The sequence below is a fragment of the Natronorubrum amylolyticum genome, from assembly GCF_052040145.1.
Taxonomy (GTDB): Archaea; Halobacteriota; Halobacteria; order Halobacteriales; family Natrialbaceae; genus Natronorubrum.
This window is the reverse complement of the sequence record NZ_JBPPFW010000001.1, coordinates 819,148-840,766: the sequence shown is the minus strand read 5'-3', so window position 1 is coordinate 840,766 and position 21,619 is coordinate 819,148. Positions and strand designations below refer to the sequence as shown.

Below are 21,619 nucleotides of genomic sequence, written 5' to 3'. Positions count from 1 at the left end.
TCGAACCCTCGAGCCCACGTTCTCATTGCCACTCATTAGCAGTAGATATAAGGCACAATAGTTCAACAATTAGAACGGAAGCCACTCTCCACACCAGTCGCCGGGGGCATGCGCCGAAATGTCCCGGGTGCTGAGACACCCGAGACGTGGCTTCCAAATCCCTCACCGGGGATTCGAAGCCATGATTACGTCTCTTTCGACGGGGTATAAACGTCCCGCACGACCGACGAACCGCCCGCCTCGAGCGCCCGACCGGGAGGCACGATGAGCGACACGTCGTCGCAGGCGACGGACGAACAATCGACGAACGACCGACCCACGCTGCCCGAGTGTCCGACCTGCGGCAATCTGATCACGGCCGTGACCGTCCGCGGACCGACCGAGGGGACGGCCCACCCCTGTGGCTGTCGTTTCTGGCCTACCTCACACGAGACCTCTCACCCGAGCGACTGACGGAGTCGAACGATACTCACGAAACCTGCTCGAGTCATCTCCCGCTCGAGTCATCTCCCGCTCGAGAACCGATCGCGAGACGCTCGCGGCGTCGGACTCGAGTCGTGGACGGGCGTTCGACACACCACCAAGAACCATCACGTCCGTCGAAATCGCGTCACTCACGCTGGCCGGATCTCATTCGTACAGATACGTAAGAACGTAAAGCGGCGCCGCTAACCCGATCAGTATCGGAATCACTCCGAACAGGTAGAGGACCGATTGCGCCGAGTACGAGAGGTGATTGAACGAGAAGAACAGCCACCCGACCGCGACGACGACGAGCATCGCCCCCAGCGTCAGTTGCAGAATCAGAATCAGGGAGAGCAACTGTTCTTCGAACCGTCCCGCACCGAATCGGAGCGACAGGCCTGCCTGGTCGGTGGACATGGTGGATCAAGTGTGGTAGACAATAGTAAACGTTCGGGTGACTTTCACACATTCAACACAAAACACACCTGATTGAAACTCGGTAGGGACTGATTTCCGTCTCAGCGTTCGCCTCCTGACCGTCGCCTTCGCCGTTGGGAACGACGCGTCAGCGCGCGAGTCGTCCCTTCGAACTCGACAGGTTCCCGGAAAACTGACCGACAGTCGCCAGCCCGCGGTTCCGACCGCTGCCCGCGGTAGGGGGCTCCAATCCGGAGGTCCGAGATCCGGTGAGACTCACTCGGTCGCCGGCAGCGTCATCGAGAACGTCGACCCCTCCCCGGGTTCGGAGTCGACCCAGATCTGGCCGCCGTGACGTTCGACGATGCGCTGACAGAGCGCGAGCCCGATTCCGGTGCCATCGTGTTCCTCGTGGCTGTGGAGTCGCTGGAAGATCTCGAAGACCCGATCGGCGTCGTCCGGGTCGATACCGATCCCCTCGTCGCTGACCGAGACGGTCCACCGTCGCCCGTCGCGTTCGGCCGAGACGGTGACGCACGGCTCGTCGTCGCTATACTCGATCGCGTTAGCGAGCAGGTTCTGGAACACCTGCCGAAGCTGACTTCTGTCGCCGCGGACCGCGGGCAGCGAGTCAGTCGTCTCGATTTCGGCCCCGCTCTCGTCGACCTGGAGCTCGAGGTCGTGGCGCACGTCTTCGAGCACCTCGTCGAGATCGACCGGCTCGAACGGATCGCCTCGTGTCTCGACACGGGAGTACTCGAGCAGCCCGTCGATCATCTCGCGCATCCGGTCGGCGCCGTCGACCGCGAACTCGATGAACTCCTCGGCGTCGTCGTCGAGTTCGTCGGCGTAGCGCCCCTCGATCAGTTGGAGATAGCTCGTGATCATCCGCAGCGGCTCTTGGAGATCGTGGCTGGCGGCGTAGGCGAACTGCTCGAGTCGCTCGTTCGACTCCTCGAGTTTCCGCTCGTAGGCTTTCCGCTCGGTGATGTCCTGCACGACGAGCATCCCCCGACGAACGGTGCCGTCGGTGTGAACCGGGAGGGTGTGGGCCAGTAGCTCCCGGCCGTGATGGCGCAGATCGAACGACCGCTCCTCCCCATCGAGTGCGGCTCGGAAGTGGGGTTCGACTGCCTCGAAAATCGCCTCGGGATAGCGGTCGGCGACCGTCTGGCCGATCACGTCGTCGCGGTCGATCCCGAGTTCGTCGAGCAGTTGCCCGCCGGCGGCCGTATACCGAAGGTTCTCGTTGTACAGGCCAACGGTCCCGTTCGGGAAGTTCTCAGCGAGGGTTCGGTAGCGCTGTTCGCTCGCCACGAGTTTTCGTTGGCGTTCCTTGCGGTCGGTGACGTCCCGGACGACGCCGACGCGTTCGCGATCGGAATCGGCCACGGAGAGCGCGGTCACCGTCGCTTCGATCGGTACCCGGTCCCCGGTTTTCGTCTCGAGTTCGGCTTCGATCGTCGGCACGTCGCTCTCCTCGGCGGCGATCTCGCGCGCGAGATCCATCACCGATTCGTCGACGACGATCGAGGCGTGGGTCCCGATCAGTTCGTCGCGATCGTAGCCGGTCATGGCGGCGTAGGCCTCGTTGACGGCCGTGAACCGACCCTCGCCGTCGATGACGTAAATGCCGTCCTCGACCGTCTCGAAGATCGTTTCGTAGGTGATCAGCTCCCGCTCGCGGGCTTTCTCCTCGGTGATGTCGCGGAAGTAGATTGAGAGCCCGGTTTCGGAGGGGTAGACCTGCACCTGCGCCCAGATCTCCATCGGTTCGACGTACTGCTCGAACGAGACCGGTTCCTGCGTGGTCAGCGCCTCTCCGTACCGCTCCTCGAGTTCGGATCCCGCGGCCTCGGGGTAGACGTCCCACACCGAGGTCCCCAGCAGCTCCGTCCGCGACCGGTCCAGTAGCCGTTCGGCGGTCTCGTTGACGTGCGTGAACCGGAACTCCTCGTCGAGCGCGTAGAAGCCGTCCGAGATGCGACCGAAAATCTCGCTCAGCTCCGTCTCGAGTTCGCTCTTCCGGCGCTCGAGGCGACGCTTGCGCTCTTTGAGCGCCGTGATATCCTCCGCGCTGGAGATCACGCGCTCGAGACCGCCGTCGCCGTCGAACACCGGGGCGGCGTTGACCGAGAGCCACCGGCGTTCGCCCGTCGGTCCCTCCACCACGAGCTCTTCGTCGAGCACCGGTTCGCCGGTCTCCCTGACGCGAGCCGACGGGTTCGATCCGGGCCCGACTGGCTCGCCCGAGGCGTTGCGGACGGACCACTCCCGTACCATCTCCGTCTCGCCGAGCGCCACCTCCGCCATCGAATCCACGCGCTCCTGTACCCGCTGGTTCGCGAGCACAGTCTCCCCGTCGGCGTCCTCGACGGAGATGCCGATCGGAGCCGTCTGGAGCAGCTTCTCCGTCTGGGTGCGCTCGCGCTCGAGGTGGCGCTCGTGACGGATCCGGTCGAAGATCACTTCGAGGCTCGAGGCGACGATCTTCGCCAGCGAGAGGTCGCCGTCGTCGAACTCGGTCGGCTGTTCGGAGCCGATGATGAGGACGCCGTGGTCGGCGATCGGCAGGCAGATCTCGCTGCGAATCGGCGTGTCGGGGTTGTAGACGTCCGAGTCGGTCGTGACGTCGTCGTAGATGACCGGCTCGCCGGTCTCGAAGACGCGCCAGGCGATGCCCTCTCCCGGTGCGAACGACGGGATGTCGCCGAGCAGCGCCTCCGCCGGTTCGGACCAGCCGGCGGGGCGAAGCAGCTGCGTGTCGTCGTCGTAGCAGAACACGCCGTTGATCTCGAGGCCGAGGATCTCGCGAACGTGACGGCTCGCCAGGTCGGCGACCCGCTCGCGCGAGTCTTCGGCGAGCCACTCGCGGACGGCCTCGTTCAGCCGTCGAAGCTGGCTCGCCCGGTCGTGCTGTGCGGTGACGTCGTAGTACAGTTCGATTCGTCCGCCGGCGTATCGTCCGGTGTCGATCGGTTTGCTCCGGTGTTCGAGCCAGCGCTCCTCGCACTCGCCGCTCGCGGTGACGTGACATTCGAAGCGCTCGACGGCGCTGTTGTCCGCGTAGGTTGCGGTGACGGTCTCGGTGAACGCGTCCGGATCGGCGAGCCGATCGGCAATCGTCTCGTCGATCAGCCGGTGTTTGTCCCGGCCGAGGACCGACTCCCGGTCGAGACCGAAGTATCGCTCGGTCGCCTCGTTGATCCACGCGACGTCGAACTCGTCGTTGAGAACGAAGACGCCGACGTCGGCCGCCTCGAGGACCGTCGTCGCCGCTTCGAACGTGGCAGACTGTGAGGGGGCGCTCGTTCGTTCGGACACGCCGTCGCTCTCGGTGACGGACTCCTCGCGTTCCCGAACGGTCACGATCGATCCCCGAAATCGGCCGCCAACTCTGACGCCGTTCGCTCGGCATTCACAGGGTATCGTGGTGCCGTCGCTCGTTCGGATCGGGAACTCGAGGGACGTGACGCCGTCGGCGTCGTTTCGAACGGCTCCTTCGAGGGCCTCGGCGTTCGACCTCGAAAACAGGAGCGAGACGTGTTCGCCGAGGACGGCGTCGCGCGCGTAGCCCGTCGTCTCGAGAAGTGCGTCGTCGATCGCGAGGAACTGGTCGTCGGCATCAAGCCGGAAGACGCCGTCTTCGACCGTGTCGACGAGTGCCTGGCAACACGCCATCGTCGCCCGGTCGTCGCCGGCCGTCCAGAAACTCGTTCCCGACGACTCCGTTCGGTCGCTCATTATCTGTGTCAGGCGTCTCGAGCGCATAAGTCCAGCGAGACGCGAAAGCCGGTTCGTAGCGTCGTCGACCCGTCCTTCGGCGTCCCCTATCACCTGACCGAAATGGGTACGACACGGGCCAAACGACGCTCGAGTAGGCGTGATTCGACGCGGCGTAACGCCGGTTTCCCGACGGCGGCTACGGCTCGAGGTGCGGCTCGGGCATGAGATCGTCGACCGGCCGCGCGTCGAGCCACTCGAGCAGCGAGACGAGTTGATCCGTCGCGGCCTCGAACAGCTCCTCGCCGATTTCGGGCGTCGCGTCCGTCTGGTCGCCGAAGACGCCGTTCGGACTGTTCTCGATACAGTCGTAGAAGGTGGTCGCCCCGTGGACTCGCTCGGCGTCGTAATCGAAGACTGCGCCGCCGTCGCGGGCCTCCTCGAGTCGCTCTTCCCGGACGAGCTCGCTCGCGATGTGCATGATCATCGCGGTCTCCTTGGGACCGCCGTGAGGGCCCGGCGTCTCGAAGACCTCCTCGATCAGCCCGGGGATCGACTCGTCCCACATCCACTCGATGGCGTACGCCGTCCCGTCGTCGTGGAGTCGTCGGCCGACCTCTCGGAGGTGGGCGACGTTGCCCCCGTGGGCGTTGACGTAGACGATCCGATCGATGCCGTGAGCGGTGAGGTTTCTCGAGAAGCTCTCGACGTAGTCCCGGAAGACGGGCGCGTCGACCCACATCGTGCCGGGGAACTGCCGGTGGTGGGAGCTGACGCCGATCCGCACCGGTGGCGTACAGAGATAGCCCGTCCGATCGGTCGCCTCGCGGGCGAGCGCCTCGGCGATCAGGTGGTCGGTCCCCTCCGGAAGATGGGGGCCGTGCTGTTCGGTCGAGCCGAGCGGGACGACCGCGAGCGATTCGTCCGCGACGTACTCGCCGACCTCCGGCCAGGTTCGGTTTGGAAGGTACATACACGCTGCTCACGGTCGAGTCGGAAAACAGTGTGTGCCGACGAACCGGCGGACTGGATAGCATCCGACCGGGTCGAGCGCCGAATATATGATAAGGCTTAATAGTTTTTGCCCCTCGAGTTATTATATGGCAGTCGTAAGCGTCTCCATGCCGGACGAACTCCTCGAGCGACTCGACCAGTTTGCGGACGAACACGGCTACACCGGCCGCAGCGAAGTCGTCCGAGAGGCCTCCCGTAACCTCCTCGGCGAGTTCGAGGACACCCGCCTCGAAGAACGAGAACTGATGGGGATCGTTACCGTCCTCTTCGACTACGAGACGACCAGCGTCGAAGAGCGCATGATGCACCTGCGCCACGAACACGAGGATCTCGTGGCCTCGAACTTCCACAGCCACGTCGGCGACCACTACTGCATGGAACTGTTCGTCCTCGAGGGCGAACTCGAGGACATCTCCACGTTCGTCGGAAAGATTCGCGCGACGAAGGACGCGCTGACAGTCGACTACTCCGTGATCCCCGTCGACAGCTTCGATCCGATCTCACAGGACAACTAGACGACGCATACGGCTTCGTATCTCCTACGTCTGCGAGAACAGTACTCTACTGCTGTGCGAGAATAGCCCATCTAACTTCCAGTTCACGGAGCCACCTTTTGCGAGGTCTCTGCCGTCTCTTCGTCCACGACGTACCGGTCTGGCAGTTCGGGACGGGGCTCTCTGCCGACGGTGAAAAACCGCTCAGTGCGCGTCAGTTCTTCCGGCGCGGGGCTGGGCTTCGTGATCTCTTCGAATTCGACGGCTACACCCGATGATTCGGGAGCGATACGGACGGCAGCAAGCTGATAGGAGGGGTGGAAGACCGGCGGAAGAATCCCGATGATCCCGTCTTTCCGGTGGAGACGCTTGAGCCACGTCCCGCTGTTGACGAGGATTCCGCCGTCGATTTCCTTGATCGTCGGTCGGTGCGTGTGGCCGTAGCAAAAGATCGTCGTCTCCGGTTGCTCGGCGAAGACGTCGGCGGCGGCCTCCTCGTACGGCGTTTCGGGATCGACGGTCATCTCGGTCTCGAACACCCCGAACCGGTCGACGGTCTTTCTGATGTCGCGTCGGATGAAGTGCAGCGGGATTCCGACGAGCAACAGCAAGCCGGCGACGGTCGCGTTGAGCGCGAGGAAGAACCAAGCCACCGTGCCGGCCGTACCGAACTGCCCGAGGAACGCCTCCGTCCGATCGACCGGCATCGACCAGATCCCAGCGAGATCCAGCCCCGCGAGCACAGCGATGATCGCGCTGATATTGAACAGCAACAGGAACGGAACCAGCGAGTACCGCAACAGCGGGTTCATCTCCCGATAGAAGTACTTCGAGAGGAGCCACACCGGCATTCGTTCGGTCGGCGTCACCGCCTGGACGTCCTTCAGCCAGTTGTACCGTCCGCGATCAGAGAGCTGTCCGGCCCGGCTCGTGACGAGCGTGTTGTAGAAGTAGCCAAGCGGCGTCGAGTGGGGATTCCCCCAGTCGTCGATTCGATTGTTCGGATCCTGTTGGTGGCCGTGCTCGAAGTGAATCGCCTGCTCACCAACCGACCGCGTAATCGATTGATCCTGAACGAGCGTCACGTTGTACGCAGCGAGGCGCTCAACGTACTCGTCGTACGCGGCGAGTTCGTGGTCGTGATTCCCCGGCAGGAGCGTGATCGGAACGTTCTCGCCGGTCGCACGCAACTGCTCGAAGAGTTGCGGGTACGTTGCTTCGAGCACGTCGAACTTTTCGATCCCCTCGACCGTCGTAAACTCCCACAGACCGAACGCGTCGCCGTTGATGATCAGTTCGGCGTTCTCGTCGGTCGCTTCCAGTCGCTCGAGAAACTCGTACAACTCGTCGAGAAACTCGACTTCCTCGAGCTGTTCGTCGCCGCCGATGTGAAGGTCACTAATGACGTAGTAGACCGGATCACCGGAGCCGGAGGCCATTATCTTCCTCAACTCCGGCTACCCAACAAAAAAGGTTGTCTTCTTCATCCGTCTTCGAGCCACAGCGATAGCGTGACTCACCCGTCACGATCGGAATCGCCGCCGATATGCGCTGGCCGGAACGGAGTCGAGCGGCTTGCATCGACGTCGTACCCCCTCCGGAATACCCACAACAGTTATGCTCGTCCCCTCCCCAGTGACACACTGTACCAATGTCCGCTTGTTGTGAACCCGACTGCGCCTGTGAGCCCGTCTGTACGTGTGGCGACGACTGTAGTTGCGACGACTGCTAGCCGTTACGCCACGCTCGAGGCACCGTCCCGGTCGAACGATTTCTCGCCGTCCGTCGCGGAACGCGTAGTTTTACTGGTTTCCCGTCCAATGGAGAGCCATGAGCTATCGGAAGGTAAACTACGAGGACGTCGATCAGGTCTCGAGTGCGATGCACTTCCTGAGCGATCCGCTCGAGACCGAACACGTCGGCGTGACGGTCGCACGCTGCGATCCGGGCTGGAACAGCAAGCCACACGATCACACGGACAACGAGCACGAGGAGGTCTACGTGCTGATCGAGGGGGCGGCGACCGTCGTCATCGACGACGAACCGGTCGAGATGGAGACCGGCGATGCCCTCTGGATCCCGCCGGCGTCGACGCGACAGATCCGCAACGGCGACGAGGAGAGCGCGTTCGTCCTCGTCAGCGCACCGAGCATCGGCGACGACGACGACGACGAGTGGCTGCTCTCCGGGTTCGCCGGCTGAGTCGTCGATCGGTACGGTTTCCAACGTGCTTCGAACCCGGCCCGAACGATCTCTACAATTCGGCGGGACGGTTTAGTGGGATGCGGCCGTCGGAACGGCCGGGTGACGATCGATCTACTCGAAACACCACACGCTCGTCTCGTTCGCCGTCGCCAGCGTCCTCGCCTACGCGCTGTCACCGGTCGCGGTCTTCGGCTATTCGATTCCGATGCCGATTCTCGTCGGCTACGGCACCGCGGTGGGCGTGCTCGTCGACCTCGATCACTTCCTCATCGCTCGGCTCAAGACGGGGCGTTGGAGCGCCGTTCGGTTCTGTCTCGCGAACCCCACTGCGGCCGTCGCCGACCAGCAGCGGATCTTCGACGCGGGTGACGTCGGACTCCTCTCGCGGCTGGCGAGCCACCTCCTCATCGTCGGCGTCGTCGTCCCGCTGCTCGCCGTTTCGAGTGTCCCTCTCGCGATTCTGACCGGTACCGTGCTCTACGTCCACATCCTCAGTGACGTGCTCTGGGACCGCTGGCGCCTGGAACAGCAGGCCGACGAGACCGCGACTGCGGACGAACTGGTCCGAGCGCTTCGATGAACGTGGATTCGCCAACCGGCCGCGTTCAGCCGTGAGGTAGTGAGGCTTGCACTGTTGCCCCGCGGATATATCCACCTCGCTGTCGTGTGACAGGATATGGATCTACTCGAGGAGAGTATCGTTCCGGATCACGCCCACGAGATCAAGGCCGAGGCTCGCGAGTTCGCTCGCGAACACATCGAACCGAACGCACAGGAACACTATCAGGAGGGGACCTACCCTGAGGAGATTCTCGAGGCCGGTCAGGAGGCGAACCTCGTTGCCCAGGACATTCCGGAGGAGTGGGGCGGTCGCGGGCTCGACCTCCCGCAGTTGCTCGCGCTCACCGAGGAGTTCTACCGTGCGGACGCGGGCATCGCCCTAACGCTCCAGCTGGCGAGTTTCGGCTGCAAGATGACCTACAACTACGGGACCGACGAGCAGTGCGAGGAGTATATCCGTCCGGTCGCGGACGGCGAGCAGCGTTCGGGGCTCGCGGTCTCGGAACCCGACACCGGCAGCGACCTCACGGGGATGGAGACGACGGCCGAAAAGGACGGGGACGAGTACGTCATCAACGGCGAAAAGTACTGGATCGGGAACGGCGTCGAGGCGGACTGGATCACCCTCTACGCGCGGACTGACGACGACGAGACCAACCGGTACGGCAACCACTCGCTCTTTATTGTCCCGACCGACACCGACGGCTACGAGGCCGAACACATCCCCGAGAAGATGGCGATGCGCGCCTCGAAGCAGGCTCACATCGAACTCGAGGACTGTCGCATCCCCGAGGAGAACCTCATCGGCTCGGAAGGTGCGGGGTTCTGGATGCTCGCGGACTTCTTCAACCACGGACGGATCGCCGTCTCCGGCCACGGACTGGGTCTCGCGGCGGCCGCCATCGAGGAGACCTGGGAGTTCGTCCACGACCGCGAGCAGTTCGGCCGGACGATCAGCGACTTTCAGGCGGTCCAACACGGGCTCGCGGACATGCTGATGGGCTTCGAGCGTGCCCGGTCGCTCGCCTGGCGAGCCTGTGAGAAGGTCGAAAACGGCGAGAACGAGGGGTACTGGGCGGCGCTGTCGAAGACGAGCGCGACGGAGACGGCCGTCGACGTCGCCGAGCGAGGGATGCAGTTCCACGGCGGTCGATCGGTGCTCGACGAACGACGGATCGCTCGCGTCTATCGCGACGTCCGCATCCCCGTCATCTACGAGGGGGCGAACGAGATCCAGCGGAACCTGATCTACGGTCAGGCGCCGTCCTAGCGAGCATCTACTCCGACGCCGCCGATCACGGAATCGCACGCTCTCGCCTCCACAGGTCCGTTCTCGTCTCTCGAACGTGACCGCGACCTCGGCCGAAACCACCAACACGTCGGACTGCGGACGAACAGTAGTGATTCCCCGCGGGCCGATTAGTGCAAATTTTGTGTCGAAAGAACAATCTGTTGCGCTCGCCTCCGATCAGCTAGCACCGACGATTGCCCGTGATGGAGATGGATACCCCGACGGAGTTCAGCTGAGATGAGTCGACCACGCGTCCTCTGTGTGAGTAGCGACCGCTCGACGCGGGCGTCCGTGACGCTCGCGTTGACCGACACCCCGGTCAACGTCGTCGTCGCTCAGTGTACTTCCGACGCCGTCGAGCGACTCGCACAGCAATCGATCGACGCGATCGTCATCGACGCGAGCACGGTCGCGAACGTGCCGGCGCTCGTCGACACCGTCGAATCCGAGTCGCCGGAGACGCCGACGTTCGTTCACTGGGGCGACACCGAAACGGACGCGGGATCCGTCGCCGTCCTCAGCGAAGTAGTCGCGCGCACCGAGGACACCGAGTCACCGGATCGGCTGGCCGACGCCGTCACGGGACGTGTCAACGCTGACTCGAGTGCCACGACAAACGACGCGCGTAGCGACTCGAGTGGGACGGATCGCCCCCTCGAGACGGACGACAACCAGCGTATCCCCGGCCTCCCGGCCGATCTCGAGGCCGTCGTCAGCGGCGTCAGGCGACGCCTCGTCGACGTAACGTCGCCCGTCGCCGTCGAACGAATCCTCCGCGAGGAGTTCACGGCTACCGACCGGTTCGGGTTCGCCTGGGTCGGCGAGTACGATCGCGGTGAGCGCGAGGTCGTCCCATGGCTGACCGATCCGGACAGTATGGAGTGGCCGATGCAACGTACCTTTCCCATCGGCGACGGCGAGCAACCGCTGCTCGAACGCGCACTGCGAACGGGCAAACTGCAGACGCTCCAACACATCGCGAACAATCGCGACGGCGTTCCGTTCGGTGACCACGCGTTCGATCGGGGCGTTCACGCTGTCGCCGTCGCCCCGCTCTCTTCGAGCGACGACGTCTACGGCGTGTTCGTGGTCTACGCGCCTGAGCCGTTTGCCGAGGCCGAACGGACGGCAATTCGCGCCGCCGCCGACGCGAGTTCGCACGTCCTCGAGACGATCGTTGCCCGCGGAGCCCTCGCACAACAGGAGCGCAGTCTCCGGCGATACGAACGCCTCGTCGAGACCGCCGGCGACGGCATGTACGTCCTCGACGAACACGGCCACTTCATGACGGTCAACGACGCCCTCACGGAGATGACTGGCTACAGCCGCGAGGGATTACTCGGCGAACACGCCTCGCTGGTCTTCGATCCGGACGATATCGAAGCCGGCGAGGCGAAAATTCGCTCGCTGCTTGCCAGCGAAACCAGCACCGACACCCTCGAACTGTACCTCGAGACGAAAACCGGCGACCGGGTCCCCTGTGAGGTCCAGATCGCCGTGCTCGTCCACGACGGGGAGTATCTGGGCTCGGTCGCCGTCATCCGCGACATCACCGAACGCAAGCGCAGCGAGCGGAAACTCCGCGAGCAGAACGAACGCCTCGACGCCTTCGCGCGAATCGTCAGCCACGACCTCCGAAACCCGCTGAGCGTCGCCCAGGGCTATCTTGACCTCCTCGAGGAGACCGAATCGCTCGAGCACGCCGAAAACGTCCGCGACGGCCTCGACCGAATGGAGTCGATCGTCGAGGACGTCCTGGCGATCGCCCGCGACGGCCAGTGGGCGACCGACACCGAACCCGTCGATCTCGAATCGGTCGCACGCGACGCCTGGGAGTACGTTTCTACAGCCGACGCGTCGCTCTCCGTCGCGGAAACGACCGCCATCGAAGCCGATCGGTCGCGGCTGTTGCGGTTGCTCGAGAATCTGTTTCGAAATGCAGTGGAACACGGCTCGACGAGCCCTGCGTCGCAGGCTCGGGGAGAAACGGGCAACGACGGTGACACAGCGCTCTCAGTTCGAATCGGGCTCCTCGAGTCGAGCGATGGGACGGACGCCGAGCCGCGCGGCTTCTTCGTCGAGGACGATGGTGCGGGGTTACCTGAGAATATGCGCCACGAGTTGTTCGATCCGTCCGTCTCGTCGTCGTCGTCGGACGGGCTCGGAATCGGGCTGTGGGTCGTCAGAGAAGTCGCTACCGGACACGGCTGGTCGGTTACCGCAGCGGAGAGCGAAACCGGAGGGGCCCGGTTCGAATTCGCGTTCGACGCCGAGCCGGACGACCGGCGTTAATTCTCGGACTGGAGGTCCTGAAACGCGCCGACGAAGTCGTCGTGGGAGGTCATCCCGGAGACCGTCTCGTCGACCCGTTTCTCGAGTTCCGCGACGCGCTCGCGGAGCTCCTGATACTCCTCGTTGTCCGCGAGTTCGCGGTCGGCCTTCTCGGACTCCAGCAGCGCTTTCTTCGAGACGAGCGCGTAGTACTCCTGGATGTCCGACTCGTACTCCGATCGATCGGCGACGTTGTCGACGATATCGACGAGTTCGTCCTTCGAGACCGGCTTGACCAGATAGTCGTCGAAGCCCATCTCGATGATGTCGAAGTCGGGATCGACCGCCGTGACCATTACCACCCGCGAGTCGTAGCCGGCGTCCCTGATCTCCGCCAGCACTTCGTCACCGGAAAGCCCCGGCATGCGGCGGTCAAGCAGCACGACCTCGACGGAGTCGGCCATCTTTTCGAGCGCCTCTTCGCCGTCGTAGGCCGTATCGACGCGCCACTCGCCCTGCAGCCACGCGGCGAACAGGTCGGCGAGTCGAGACTCGTCGTCTACGACGAGTACTTCGAGATTCTCACTCATTGGTTGCCCCCTCGGTTCTCATCATCGAATACTGCCACGGGCCACCAAAGGTACCTCTTGGTGATAAATCTCGCGACCAGTTGTCAAAATTCGCATCTTTTTGGGCTGAACCTGACGCGGCGTACTCGATAACCGGGAGACACAACTACGGAGTAGTGACCGTCTCAAAATCATAGTCGTTCCGAGAGACGCGGCTACAGCGGACTCGGGTTCCCGTCCGAACGACTCGCGCTGTGAGCCGTTCGACGCTCGCGTTATTTCCCCTCGAAGTTCGGCTCACCGTCGCCCATGAAGGCGGTCATCCCCTCCATGAGGTCGTCGGTCGCCATCAGATGGCCGAAGGCGGAGGCCTCGTACTCGAGGCCGGCGTCCGTGTCGTCGCGACCGGCGAGCATCGCGCGCTTAGTGAACTTCTGGGCGATCGGCGGCCCGCCCGCGAGGTCGGCCGCCAGGTCGAGTGCCGCGTCCTCGAGTTCGTCGTTGTCGACGACGTCGTTGACGAAGCCGTAGTCTGCCATCGTCTCGGCCTCGTAGCGCTCGGCCGTGAGGATGATCTCCTTCGCGCGGCCCTCACCGACGATATGTTTGAGTCGTTGGGTGCCGCCCCAGCCGGGGAGCAGCCCGAGATCGAGTTCGGGCTGGCCGAACGACGATCGCTCGCTCGCGACGCGCATGTCGGCACAGGTCGCCAGCTCCATCCCGCCGCCGAGACAGAAGCCGTCGACGCCGGCGACGACGGGCATGTCGCAGGCCTCGAGTTTGCCGAACGTGGACTGGCCCTTCTTCGAGAGCTCCTGGGCCTGAATCGGATCCGCGCCGCCCGCGGCCATGCTCTGGACGTCCGCGCCCGCGGAGAAGGCCTTCTCGCCCTCGCCGGTGATGAGGATCGAGCGAACCTCGTCGTCACCCTCGAGCAGGTCGATCGCCTCGGATAGCTCCTCGAGCAGTTCGTCGCTGATCGTGTTCATTCGGTGGGGTCGGTCGAGGACGATGTGGCCGACCATGTTCCCGGGGTACTCGACGCGGATGGCGTCGAAGTCGGTCCGCCCGTCGTCTCCCTCCTGCTCGTAGAAGCCGCCCTCGCCGGCGCGTTCCTCGAGGTAGTCGGCGGGCTCGTAACGCGCGTGGCCCGTCTTCTCGTAGGCCTCCTCGAGTGTCTCGAGGGCCTTTTCGACGCCGAACTGGTCGACCATCTTCACGGGGCCGTCGGGGAACCCGGCGCCGAGTTTGGTCGCCTCGTCGATGGACGCCGGCGGTGCGACGTCGTTACCGATCAGTTTGGCGACTTCGTTGGCCATCGAGGCGACCAGTCGCGCCTTGACGAGGTCGGACTGCTCGTCGGTCGGGATCTCGGCGCCCGGACCGTCCTCGTAGTCGTAGAAGCCCTTACCGGTCTTCTTGCCGAGCTCCTCCTTTTCGACCTTTTCGACGAACAGCGGGCTCGGCTCGTAGGCCTCGCCCAGCACCTCGTGCATGTAGTCGAGGACGTGATAGCCGACGTCGATCCCGGTGAGGTCGGCGAGTTCGAACGACCCCATCGGGAGCCCCATGTCGTACTTCGTCGTCGAGTCGACCTCCGCGATGGTGGCCTCGTCCTCGCTCACGAGCCAGCAGGCCTCGTTCATCAGGGGAACGAGCACGCGGTTGACGATGAATCCGGGCGAGTCTTTGTGCACGCGCACGGGCGACTTCCCGATGTCGTCGGCCAGCTCCTCGATTACGTCGAGGGTCTCCTCGTCGCTTTCGGCCCCCGAAATGACCTCGACGAGGTCCATCCGGACCGGCGGGTTGAAAAAGTGCATCCCGCAGAACTGTCCGGGCCGCTCGGTGAACTCGGCGAGTTTCGTGATCGAGAGACTCGAGGTGTTCGTCGCGAAAATCGCGCGGTCGGGGGCGACCTCCTCGAGTTCGGTGTAGACGTCCTCTTTGATCCCCATCTGCTCCGGCACGGCCTCGATGACGACATCGGCGTCGCCGCAGGCCTCTGCCATGTCGACGAGTGGGGTAACTCGTTCCAAGGCGGCGTCGGCTTCCTCCTCGCTAAGCTGGTCGTTCTCGGCCAGCTTTCCGAGCGACCACTCGATCTGGTCGTAGCCGTTCTGGACGAACTCCTCTTTGATGTCACGCATGTTGACGTCGTAGCCAGCCATCGCGACGACTTCCGCGATGCCGTGGCCCATATTCCCTGCACCGAGAACTGCGACGGTGTTGATATCTTCTAACTCCATGGGTACACATGCAATCGGCACGTGTTTCAACGTTTCCCTCCGCCCGACGAAAACTGTAGTTCAGTTTACTCCCGGTTACAAAGTTCTTTACCGCTGGCCTAGGAACACGTTCACATGGAATTCGGTCTCTCCGAAGAGCAGGAACAGATTCGCGAGGAAGTCGAGCGGTTCGCCAAGAACGAAATCGTCCCCGAAGCCGAGAAGTACGACGTCGAAGAGACGTTCCCTCACGAGATCGTCGACAAGGCCGCCGACATGGGTCTGGTCGGCTCGTCGATCCCGATCGAGTACGGCGGCGCGGGCTACTCGACGCTCGAGTCGGTGCTCATCGCCGAGGAGCTGTTCTCCTGGGATCCCGGCATCGCGCTCTCGATCATGGCCTGTTCGTTCGGGACCGAAGCCATTCGGGAGTTCGGGAACGAAGACCAGAAGGAGCGCTTCCTCGAGCCCGTCGCGATGGGCGAGAAGATTTCGGGGGCCGCGATTTCGGAACCCGACACCGGCTCCGACGTCTCCTCCGTCTCGACGCGCGCCGAGAAGGACGGCGACGAGTGGGTCGTCAACGGCAACAAGATGTGGATCACCAACGGCACCGTCGGCGACTTCTTCGTCGTCCTCTGTAAGACCAACCCCGACGCCGAGGGTCGGTACAACGGCTTCAGCCAGATCGTCGTCGAGTCCGACCGCGACGGCTTCAGTTCGGACAAGATCACCGGTAAACTCGGCATTCGAGCGTCGGACACCGCCGAACTCATCTTCGACGACGTCCGCGTCCCCGAGGAGAACCTCATCGGCACCCAGGACGCCGCCTTCATGCAGCAGATGCAGTTCTTCGACGCCACCCGAACCGGCGTCGCCGCACAGGGCGTCGGGATCGCGAAAGGGGCGCTTCGCGCGGCCCTCGAGTACGCTCAGGACCGCGAGCAGTTCGGCCAGCCCATCAGCGAGTTCCAGGCCATCCAGCACAAGCTCGCCGACATGGCGACCCAGACCGAGGCCGCCCGCAACCTGACCTACAAGGCCGCCTGGAACGTCGACCAGGGCAACGACATCACGAAACTCGCCTCGATGGCCAAGGAGTACACCTCCCGCGTCGCTGTCGACGTCTCCAACGAGGCCGTCCAGATCCACGGCGGCTCGGGCTACGTCAACGACTTCCCCGTCGAGCGCTTCTACCGCGACTCGAAGATCACCCAGATCTACGAGGGAACCAGCGAGATCCAGAAGAACGTCATCGCGCGCGAACTGCTCGGCAAGGGGTTCTAGAGACGAAGTTTCACCTGCGAAATTTTACGCTGCAGTCTATCGCGGTCGCGGCGATGCCGCGACCGCGATGTCCTTCGGTAAAATTTCGATCAAAAGCACTCCTCCTTCCGTTCTCTCACTCCTTTCAGTCGTTCGGTCACATCAGTCGTCGGCCCGCTCGCTCAGCCTTCGGCTTCGCTCGCGGTGAGTGACTGTCGAGAGCCTGCCCTCCCCCGGGTTGCGCGACTCTCGCGTCTGCTCGAGTCGCGCTCCCGGCCAGTACTCTCCACCTGTTTCGTTCAAATGCCACGATCACCAGCGACAGCGCGACGAACACCACGTGGGCGAGCGTAGCCGCCTCGAGACTCCGCTTCCAGCACAACCAGTCGAATGCCAGCCCGCCAACCGCGTTGCTGACGGCGATTCGGGTGGCGATCTCGAGCGGTTCGATCAGTTGTCAGAATCCGAGTCGGTGTCGCCATCGTCGGAATCGCTGTCAGAGTCCGAGTCAGTATCGCCATCGTCAGAATCGCTGTCAGAGTCCGAGTCAGTATCGCCATCGTCAGAATCGCTGTCAGAGTCCGAGTCAGTATCGCCATCGTCAGAATCGCTGTCAGAATCCGAGTCGGTGTCGCCATCGTCGGAATCGCTGTCAGAGTCCGAGTCAGTATCGCCATCGTCGGAATCGCTATCGGAATCCGAATCGCTATCGCTGTCGACGGAATCACTGTCTGAATCCGTGTCCATGTTGTCGCTATCTGAGTCACTGTCTGAATCGGCGTCCGTGCCGTCGGTGTCTGAGTCGGTGTCGCCGCCGTCAGCGTCAGTGTCGGCATCGCTCTCAGCGTTTCCAGTACCGGCGTTCGGGTTCGATCTCGAGTCACCATCATTTGCACTCGAGCGAGCCGTCTCCGTCCGCGCGGCCACTGATTCGACGGCTCGACCGCGTGTCTCCGTCGCCTGTGCCTCGGAACCACGCTGTTCGACGGGGCGCTCCGGGCCGGGAACCGGATCGTCCGCGAGCATGTACAAGGCGACGGGCGGGATGACGTAACAAGCGATAGCGGCGACCGCGAACCAGGGGTCGATGAACACGAGGATCCCGAAGATGGCGAGTGCTGCCGTCGACGCCGTGTGGACCGTCGTGTCCGTATAGCGACGATAGAACACCCAGAAGTCCTGAACCCAGTGCGTGACGCTCGAGAGCACGACCGTCGATACCGTCACCATCGCCTCCTCCTACGGCAGCCATCGAGAAACCCCTTTGGCGTGCGAGCGCCTCTATGGGGCTAATGAGAGAATTCGTCTTCGCCCTCGAGTACGAACCGGGGACGAACCCGGTCGCCGACGTGCTCGCCGACTACCCCGACGCGTCGATCCGCTCGCTGTCGTGTCACGTCACGAGCGACAGCCTCTGGCGGGTCGACCACGCGGAGGGATCGCCGGAAGCGCTCGAGGCCCTCGAAGAGGCCTACAAAACGGCCGACTTCTTCGCGGACTGTCTGGTCAAGGACGACTGCGGGGCCGACTGTGAGGTGCAGGTGCTCGACCGATCGAACGACACGTTGGTCGTCTACACCTACTGGGACCGTACGGAGGTCTGTACGTCGGTTCCCCACGTCGCCCTCGAGTACCTCGGCGAGGGGCTCCTCTTCGAGACCTACCGCGAGGGTCGGCGCTACCGGTGGCGGATCGTCCTTGCGAGCGACGCGCCGATTCACGACTTTTTCGACGCGCTGGGCGAGGAGGTCGGCGAGTGTACGGGAATGGAGATGCTGCGACTGACCGAACTCGACCCGGACCGCAGCCATACCGAACCCGCAGACGAGTTGCCGGACGAACAGCGCGAGGCGCTGCGGGCGGCCGTCGACCACGGCTACTACGAGACGCCGCGCCGGATCGAACTCTCCGACCTCGCCGAACGGCTCGAGATTCCTCGGTCGACGCTCTCCTACCGACTTCGCCGGGCCGAAGCCAGCCTCGCGACGACGTTCGTCGACGAGGACGACTCCCTCGAGACGCTAGCTGCGGACCGCTAACAGTCGGCCGGAGAATAGCTCGTCGCTCACGGAACCTCACCCGCCAGGTCTTCTGAACGTGTAGCTCACGTCGTCGGTCTCGACCGCGAGCGTTCCTTCGTCGTGGTCCACCAGAATCTCGACCTCTCCCTCCCGTTCGAACTCGTGGAGTGCCATACCCGTGCTGACGCGCCCCGTTTGCGTCACCTCGACCTGTGCGGAGCCGAAGTCGAGCCGAATCCAGTCGTCGCCGGTCGTCACGTCTCCGGTGGTACCGAACCGGCGCAGTTCGTCGACCGCCGCTTCCCAATCGTCGAGCCGAACGCGTGTTGCCATCGAGGAGGGTACGACCGTCAGGGGCAAATAACGCCTGGGGCCCTCGATAGTTCGCTGATCCGGACGCTGAGACGGCGATACGAGCGTCGGAACTGTCTCGGAACGAGTCCCGAGTTGGCGCACGCCAAATAACCCGTATGTTGGCCCGGCGACTATGAGCAGATAATGAGCGATACTCCCTCCCCATCTACGCCGCCGGACTCGAGTCGAACCCTCGAGCTACGCGTTCCCGACATGGACTGTCCTACCTGTGCCGGCAAGGTCGAGAACAGCGTCGGACGACTCGACGGAATCGACGACATCGATCCGCGGGTGACCAGCGGCCGCCTCGTCGTCGACTACGATCCGACGCTGACCGGCGAGTCCGAGATCCGCGGACGCGTGCGGGCTGCAGGCTACGATATCGAATCTGCGTCCGACGAACGGACGTTTTCGGTCCCCGACATGGACTGTGCCTCCTGTGCGAGCAAGGTCGAGAACGCGCTCGAGCGAACCGACGGCGTCAGCGACGTCGAGACGCGCCCCGCCTCGGGTCGCGTGACCGTGACGGTCGACGATGATCTCGATTCGATGTCCGTCACCGACGCAATCGAGAGCGCCGGTTACGACGCGTCGCCGATCGACGACGACGGCGACCCGCTCGACGATCGAGCGGCCGTCTGGAAGAGCCGTCGCGCCGTCGGGACCGCGATCGGCGCCGTGCTCGTGACGGTCGGGATGGCCCTCGAGTTCGTCTTCCCGGCCCTCGATCCAGCGCTGGGGGCCGTCGCGGGCCGAACTTACGAACTCTCGCACCTGCTGTTCATCGCGGCCGTGGTCGTCGCGGGGACGCCGATCCTCCGCAACGGCTACTACTCGGCGCGCAATCGGAGTCTCGACATCGACTTCCTGATGAGCCTCGGGATCGTCGCCAGCGTGGCAGCACACCACCCCTTCGAGGGGGCCATACTCGCGGTCCTGTTCAGCGTCGCGGAACTGCTCGAGCGGTTCTCGATGGACCGCGCACGCGACTCGCTGCGGGAGCTGATGGATCTCTCCCCGGATACCGCGACCGTCCGTCGCGAGGACGGCACGGAGGAGACGGTACCGGCCGACGAACTCGAGATCGGCGACGTGGTCGTCGTCCGGCCCGGCGAGAAGATTCCGGCCGACGGCGTCGTGTTGGAAGGCGAGAGCGCGATCGATCAGTCGCCGATCACGGGCGAGAGCGTGCCCGTTGACAAAGCCGCAGGGGACGAGGTCTTCGCCGGAACGATCCCCGAGTCGGGCTATCTCGAGGTCGAGGTCGAAAGCGAGGCCGACGACTCCACCATCGCGCGGATCGTCCGCATGGTCGAAGACGCCGAGCGGGAGAAGACCGAACGCGAGCAGTTCATCGACCGATTCGCGAGCGTCTACACGCCGATCGTCGTCGCGCTCGCAGTGGCAGCTGTGGTCGTGCCGCCCCTGCTGTTCGGCGCGTCCTGGAGCTACTGGTTCGTTGTCGGCCTAACGCTGCTCGTGATCTCCTGTCCCTGTGCGCTGGTCATCTCGACGCCCGTCAGCGTCGTCTCGGGGATCACGAGCGCCGCGCGCAACGGCGTCCTGATCAAGGGCGGCAAACACCTCGAGGCCGTCGGCGACAGCGACGTCCTCGCGGTGGACAAGACGGGGACGCTGACCGAGGGCGATCTGACGGTCACCGACGTGATCCCGCTCGAGGGCGCCGATGAGGACGATCTGCTCCGCCGAGCGAGTGCGCTCGAGCGACGGAGCGAACACCCGATCGGGCAGGCGATCGTCGGCTACGCCGACGAGCAGGGCATCACGGCCGACGGTGAGGAATCCGAGGTCTCGAACTTCGAGGCGCTGACGGGCAAGGGCGTCCGGGCCGAGATCGACGGGACGACACACTACGTCGGCAAACCGGGCCTGTTCGACGGACTCGCGGATCTCGAGCACGTCCACGCGACGACCGACGGCGGCGTGGCACTCGCGGAGATGGGTTACAGTGGTTCGTCCCGGTGCGACCGGGAGGGCTGTCTGGACGTGCTCAGTGAGGTCGTCCCCGACCTCCAGTCCGAGGGGAAGACCGTGGTGATCGTCGGCACCGAGGAGCGACCGATCGGTGTCATCGGCGTCGCGGATAGGGTTCGGCCCGAAGCGAAGTGGGCCGTCTCACAGCTCCAGGACCAGGGCGTTCGCGTCGTCATGCTCACCGGCGACAACGAGGGGACTGCTCGCGCAATCGCGAGCGAGGTCGGGATCGACGAGTACCACGCCGAACTTCTGCCCGACGAGAAACTCGAGTGGATCCGACAGCTAGAGGACGAGGCGGGTGTGGGCAACGGCGGCGACGGCCACGTCGCCATGGTCGGCGACGGTATCAACGACGCGCCGGCGCTCGCGACCGCCAGCGTCGGCATCGCGATGGGTGCGGCGGGGACCGACACGGCCCTCGAGACCGCCGACGTGGCGCTGATGGGCGACGATCTCACTCGGCTTCCCTATCTCTTCGAACTCTCCGGAACGGCCAACGGCGTGATCCGCCAGAACGTCTGGTCGAGTCTGGCCGTCAAGGCCGTCCTCGCGGTTGGTGCTCCGTTCGGGATCGTCACGGTGATCCACGCGGTCGTCATCGGCGACATGGGGATGAGCCTCGGCGTGACGGGCAACGCGATGCGGTTGGCGAACGTCGAACCCGAGACGCCCGAAGGACTCGAGGGGCGCGGCGACGGTGGGCACTAATCGACTGAATTTGCTGAAAAGCGTTCCGGCGCGC

General features: G+C 64.1%; 17 protein-coding genes. 9 read left to right on the top strand and 8 right to left on the bottom strand.

Going from position 1 to position 21,619, the window contains the following annotated elements:
* The first annotated feature begins 264 nt into the window (after positions 1 to 264).
* Positions 265 to 453 carry a hypothetical protein gene (locus ACSFDB_RS04205; protein WP_440769770.1) on the top strand — a complete coding sequence of 63 codons (189 nt, stop codon included), beginning with the start codon at positions 265 to 267 and terminating at the stop codon, positions 451 to 453.
* A gap of 177 nt (positions 454 to 630) precedes the next feature.
* On the opposite strand, the gene ACSFDB_RS04200 is transcribed toward ACSFDB_RS04205, so the two are convergent.
* From ACSFDB_RS04200 to ACSFDB_RS04190, 3 genes are all read right to left on the bottom strand, one after another.
* The gene (locus tag ACSFDB_RS04200) at positions 631 to 882 is read right to left on the bottom strand and encodes a hypothetical protein (protein WP_440769769.1); all 252 of its coding nucleotides are present in this window, start codon (positions 880 to 882) and stop codon (positions 631 to 633) included.
* Positions 883 to 1,158: 276 nt separating this feature from the next.
* The gene (locus ACSFDB_RS04195) at positions 1,159 to 4,626 is read right to left on the bottom strand and encodes a PAS domain S-box protein (RefSeq protein ID WP_440769768.1); all 3,468 of its coding nucleotides are present in this window, start codon (positions 4,624 to 4,626) and stop codon (positions 1,159 to 1,161) included.
* Positions 4,627 to 4,804: 178 nt separating this feature from the next.
* Positions 4,805 to 5,578 carry a creatininase family protein gene (locus ACSFDB_RS04190; RefSeq protein WP_440769767.1) on the bottom strand — a complete coding sequence of 258 codons (774 nt, stop codon included), beginning with the start codon at positions 5,576 to 5,578 and terminating at the stop codon, positions 4,805 to 4,807.
* Positions 5,579 to 5,705: 127 nt separating this feature from the next.
* Between ACSFDB_RS04190 and nikR the strand changes: the two genes are divergently transcribed.
* Positions 5,706 to 6,134, top strand: a complete 429-nt coding sequence (gene nikR / locus ACSFDB_RS04185) for a nickel-responsive transcriptional regulator NikR (protein WP_090304946.1) — start codon at positions 5,706 to 5,708, stop codon at positions 6,132 to 6,134.
* Positions 6,135 to 6,217: 83 nt separating this feature from the next.
* Here the strand turns inward: nikR and ACSFDB_RS04180 are convergent, their stop codons facing one another.
* Positions 6,218 to 7,552: a metallophosphoesterase gene (locus tag ACSFDB_RS04180; RefSeq protein ID WP_440769766.1), complete on the bottom strand. Its 1,335-nt coding sequence runs from the start codon at positions 7,550 to 7,552 to the stop codon at positions 6,218 to 6,220.
* Positions 7,553 to 7,943: 391 nt separating this feature from the next.
* Here ACSFDB_RS04180 and ACSFDB_RS04175 point away from each other — a divergent pair, with 391 nt between their 5' ends.
* The 4 genes from ACSFDB_RS04175 to ACSFDB_RS04160 all read left to right on the top strand — a co-directional run bounded on the left by ACSFDB_RS04175 (position 7,944) and on the right by ACSFDB_RS04160 (position 12,462).
* Complete coding sequence (locus tag ACSFDB_RS04175) at positions 7,944 to 8,315, top strand: cupin domain-containing protein (RefSeq protein WP_090304944.1); 372 nt, start codon at positions 7,944 to 7,946, stop codon at positions 8,313 to 8,315.
* A 208-nt stretch (positions 8,316 to 8,523) separates the two neighbouring features.
* Complete coding sequence (locus ACSFDB_RS04170; RefSeq protein ID WP_440769765.1) at positions 8,524 to 8,898, top strand: hypothetical protein; 375 nt, start codon at positions 8,524 to 8,526, stop codon at positions 8,896 to 8,898.
* Between the two features lie 96 nt (positions 8,899 to 8,994).
* Positions 8,995 to 10,149, top strand: coding sequence for an acyl-CoA dehydrogenase family protein (locus ACSFDB_RS04165; RefSeq protein ID WP_440769764.1), 1,155 nt, complete (start codon positions 8,995 to 8,997; stop codon positions 10,147 to 10,149).
* A gap of 258 nt (positions 10,150 to 10,407) precedes the next feature.
* Positions 10,408 to 12,462 carry a PAS domain S-box protein gene (locus ACSFDB_RS04160; RefSeq protein WP_440769763.1) on the top strand — a complete coding sequence of 685 codons (2,055 nt, stop codon included), beginning with the start codon at positions 10,408 to 10,410 and terminating at the stop codon, positions 12,460 to 12,462.
* Here ACSFDB_RS04160 and ACSFDB_RS04155 read toward each other — a convergent pair.
* Positions 12,459 to 13,031 carry a HalX domain-containing protein gene (locus tag ACSFDB_RS04155; RefSeq protein ID WP_440769762.1) on the bottom strand — a complete coding sequence of 191 codons (573 nt, stop codon included), beginning with the start codon at positions 13,029 to 13,031 and terminating at the stop codon, positions 12,459 to 12,461. The genes ACSFDB_RS04160 and ACSFDB_RS04155 overlap by 4 nt on opposite strands.
* Positions 13,032 to 13,285: 254 nt before the next feature.
* Positions 13,286 to 15,259: a 3-hydroxyacyl-CoA dehydrogenase/enoyl-CoA hydratase family protein gene (locus ACSFDB_RS04150; protein ID WP_440769761.1), complete on the bottom strand. Its 1,974-nt coding sequence runs from the start codon at positions 15,257 to 15,259 to the stop codon at positions 13,286 to 13,288.
* 114 nt (positions 15,260 to 15,373) lie between these two features.
* On the opposite strand from ACSFDB_RS04150, the gene ACSFDB_RS04145 reads away from it, so the two are divergent.
* Positions 15,374 to 16,525 carry an acyl-CoA dehydrogenase family protein gene (locus tag ACSFDB_RS04145; RefSeq protein ID WP_090304934.1) on the top strand — a complete coding sequence of 384 codons (1,152 nt, stop codon included), beginning with the start codon at positions 15,374 to 15,376 and terminating at the stop codon, positions 16,523 to 16,525.
* Between the two features lie 429 nt (positions 16,526 to 16,954).
* Here ACSFDB_RS04145 and ACSFDB_RS04140 read toward each other — a convergent pair whose 3' ends face one another.
* Positions 16,955 to 17,734 (bottom strand): hypothetical protein, encoded by a 780-nt coding sequence (locus tag ACSFDB_RS04140; RefSeq protein ID WP_440769760.1) that lies wholly within the window; start codon positions 17,732 to 17,734, stop codon positions 16,955 to 16,957.
* A gap of 62 nt (positions 17,735 to 17,796) precedes the next feature.
* Here ACSFDB_RS04140 and ACSFDB_RS04135 point away from each other — a divergent pair, with 62 nt between their 5' ends.
* Entirely contained in the window at positions 17,797 to 18,543 is a 747-nt protein-coding gene (locus ACSFDB_RS04135; protein WP_440769759.1) for a helix-turn-helix domain-containing protein, read from the top strand.
* A 36-nt stretch (positions 18,544 to 18,579) separates the two neighbouring features.
* Here ACSFDB_RS04135 and ACSFDB_RS04130 read toward each other — a convergent pair whose 3' ends face one another.
* The gene (locus ACSFDB_RS04130) at positions 18,580 to 18,858 is read right to left on the bottom strand and encodes a hypothetical protein (protein WP_440769758.1); all 279 of its coding nucleotides are present in this window, start codon (positions 18,856 to 18,858) and stop codon (positions 18,580 to 18,582) included.
* A 165-nt stretch (positions 18,859 to 19,023) separates the two neighbouring features.
* Here ACSFDB_RS04130 and ACSFDB_RS04125 point away from each other — a divergent pair, with 165 nt between their 5' ends.
* Positions 19,024 to 21,585 carry a heavy metal translocating P-type ATPase gene (locus tag ACSFDB_RS04125; protein ID WP_440769757.1) on the top strand — a complete coding sequence of 854 codons (2,562 nt, stop codon included), beginning with the start codon at positions 19,024 to 19,026 and terminating at the stop codon, positions 21,583 to 21,585.
* Positions 21,586 to 21,619: the final 34 nt, after the last annotated feature.

What these genes read in the sequence shown, in the direction of transcription:
- ACSFDB_RS04180 (WP_440769766.1), bottom strand. Translation starts at nt 7,552, where the DNA reads ATGGCCTCCGGCTCCGGTGATCCGGTCTACTACGTCATTAGTGACCTT.
- nikR (WP_090304946.1), top strand. Translation starts at nt 5,706, where the DNA reads ATGGCAGTCGTAAGCGTCTCCATGCCGGACGAACTCCTCGAGCGACTC.
- ACSFDB_RS04200 (WP_440769769.1), bottom strand. Translation starts at nt 882, where the DNA reads ATGTCCACCGACCAGGCAGGCCTGTCGCTCCGATTCGGTGCGGGACGG.
- ACSFDB_RS04155 (WP_440769762.1), bottom strand. Translation starts at nt 13,031, where the DNA reads ATGAGTGAGAATCTCGAAGTACTCGTCGTAGACGACGAGTCTCGACTC.
- ACSFDB_RS04145 (WP_090304934.1), top strand. Translation starts at nt 15,374, where the DNA reads ATGGAATTCGGTCTCTCCGAAGAGCAGGAACAGATTCGCGAGGAAGTC.
- ACSFDB_RS04195 (WP_440769768.1), bottom strand. Translation starts at nt 4,626, where the DNA reads ATGAGCGACCGAACGGAGTCGTCGGGAACGAGTTTCTGGACGGCCGGC.
- ACSFDB_RS04190 (WP_440769767.1), bottom strand. Translation starts at nt 5,578, where the DNA reads ATGTACCTTCCAAACCGAACCTGGCCGGAGGTCGGCGAGTACGTCGCG.
- ACSFDB_RS04165 (WP_440769764.1), top strand. Translation starts at nt 8,995, where the DNA reads ATGGATCTACTCGAGGAGAGTATCGTTCCGGATCACGCCCACGAGATC.
- ACSFDB_RS04140 (WP_440769760.1), bottom strand. Translation starts at nt 17,734, where the DNA reads ATGGTGACGGTATCGACGGTCGTGCTCTCGAGCGTCACGCACTGGGTT.
- ACSFDB_RS04135 (WP_440769759.1), top strand. Translation starts at nt 17,797, where the DNA reads ATGAGAGAATTCGTCTTCGCCCTCGAGTACGAACCGGGGACGAACCCG.
- ACSFDB_RS04130 (WP_440769758.1), bottom strand. Translation starts at nt 18,858, where the DNA reads ATGGCAACACGCGTTCGGCTCGACGATTGGGAAGCGGCGGTCGACGAA.
- ACSFDB_RS04205 (WP_440769770.1), top strand. Translation starts at nt 265, where the DNA reads ATGAGCGACACGTCGTCGCAGGCGACGGACGAACAATCGACGAACGAC.
- ACSFDB_RS04175 (WP_090304944.1), top strand. Translation starts at nt 7,944, where the DNA reads ATGAGCTATCGGAAGGTAAACTACGAGGACGTCGATCAGGTCTCGAGT.
- ACSFDB_RS04125 (WP_440769757.1), top strand. Translation starts at nt 19,024, where the DNA reads ATGAGCGATACTCCCTCCCCATCTACGCCGCCGGACTCGAGTCGAACC.
- ACSFDB_RS04160 (WP_440769763.1), top strand. Translation starts at nt 10,408, where the DNA reads ATGAGTCGACCACGCGTCCTCTGTGTGAGTAGCGACCGCTCGACGCGG.
- ACSFDB_RS04170 (WP_440769765.1), top strand. Translation starts at nt 8,524, where the DNA reads ATGCCGATTCTCGTCGGCTACGGCACCGCGGTGGGCGTGCTCGTCGAC.
- ACSFDB_RS04150 (WP_440769761.1), bottom strand. Translation starts at nt 15,259, where the DNA reads ATGGAGTTAGAAGATATCAACACCGTCGCAGTTCTCGGTGCAGGGAAT.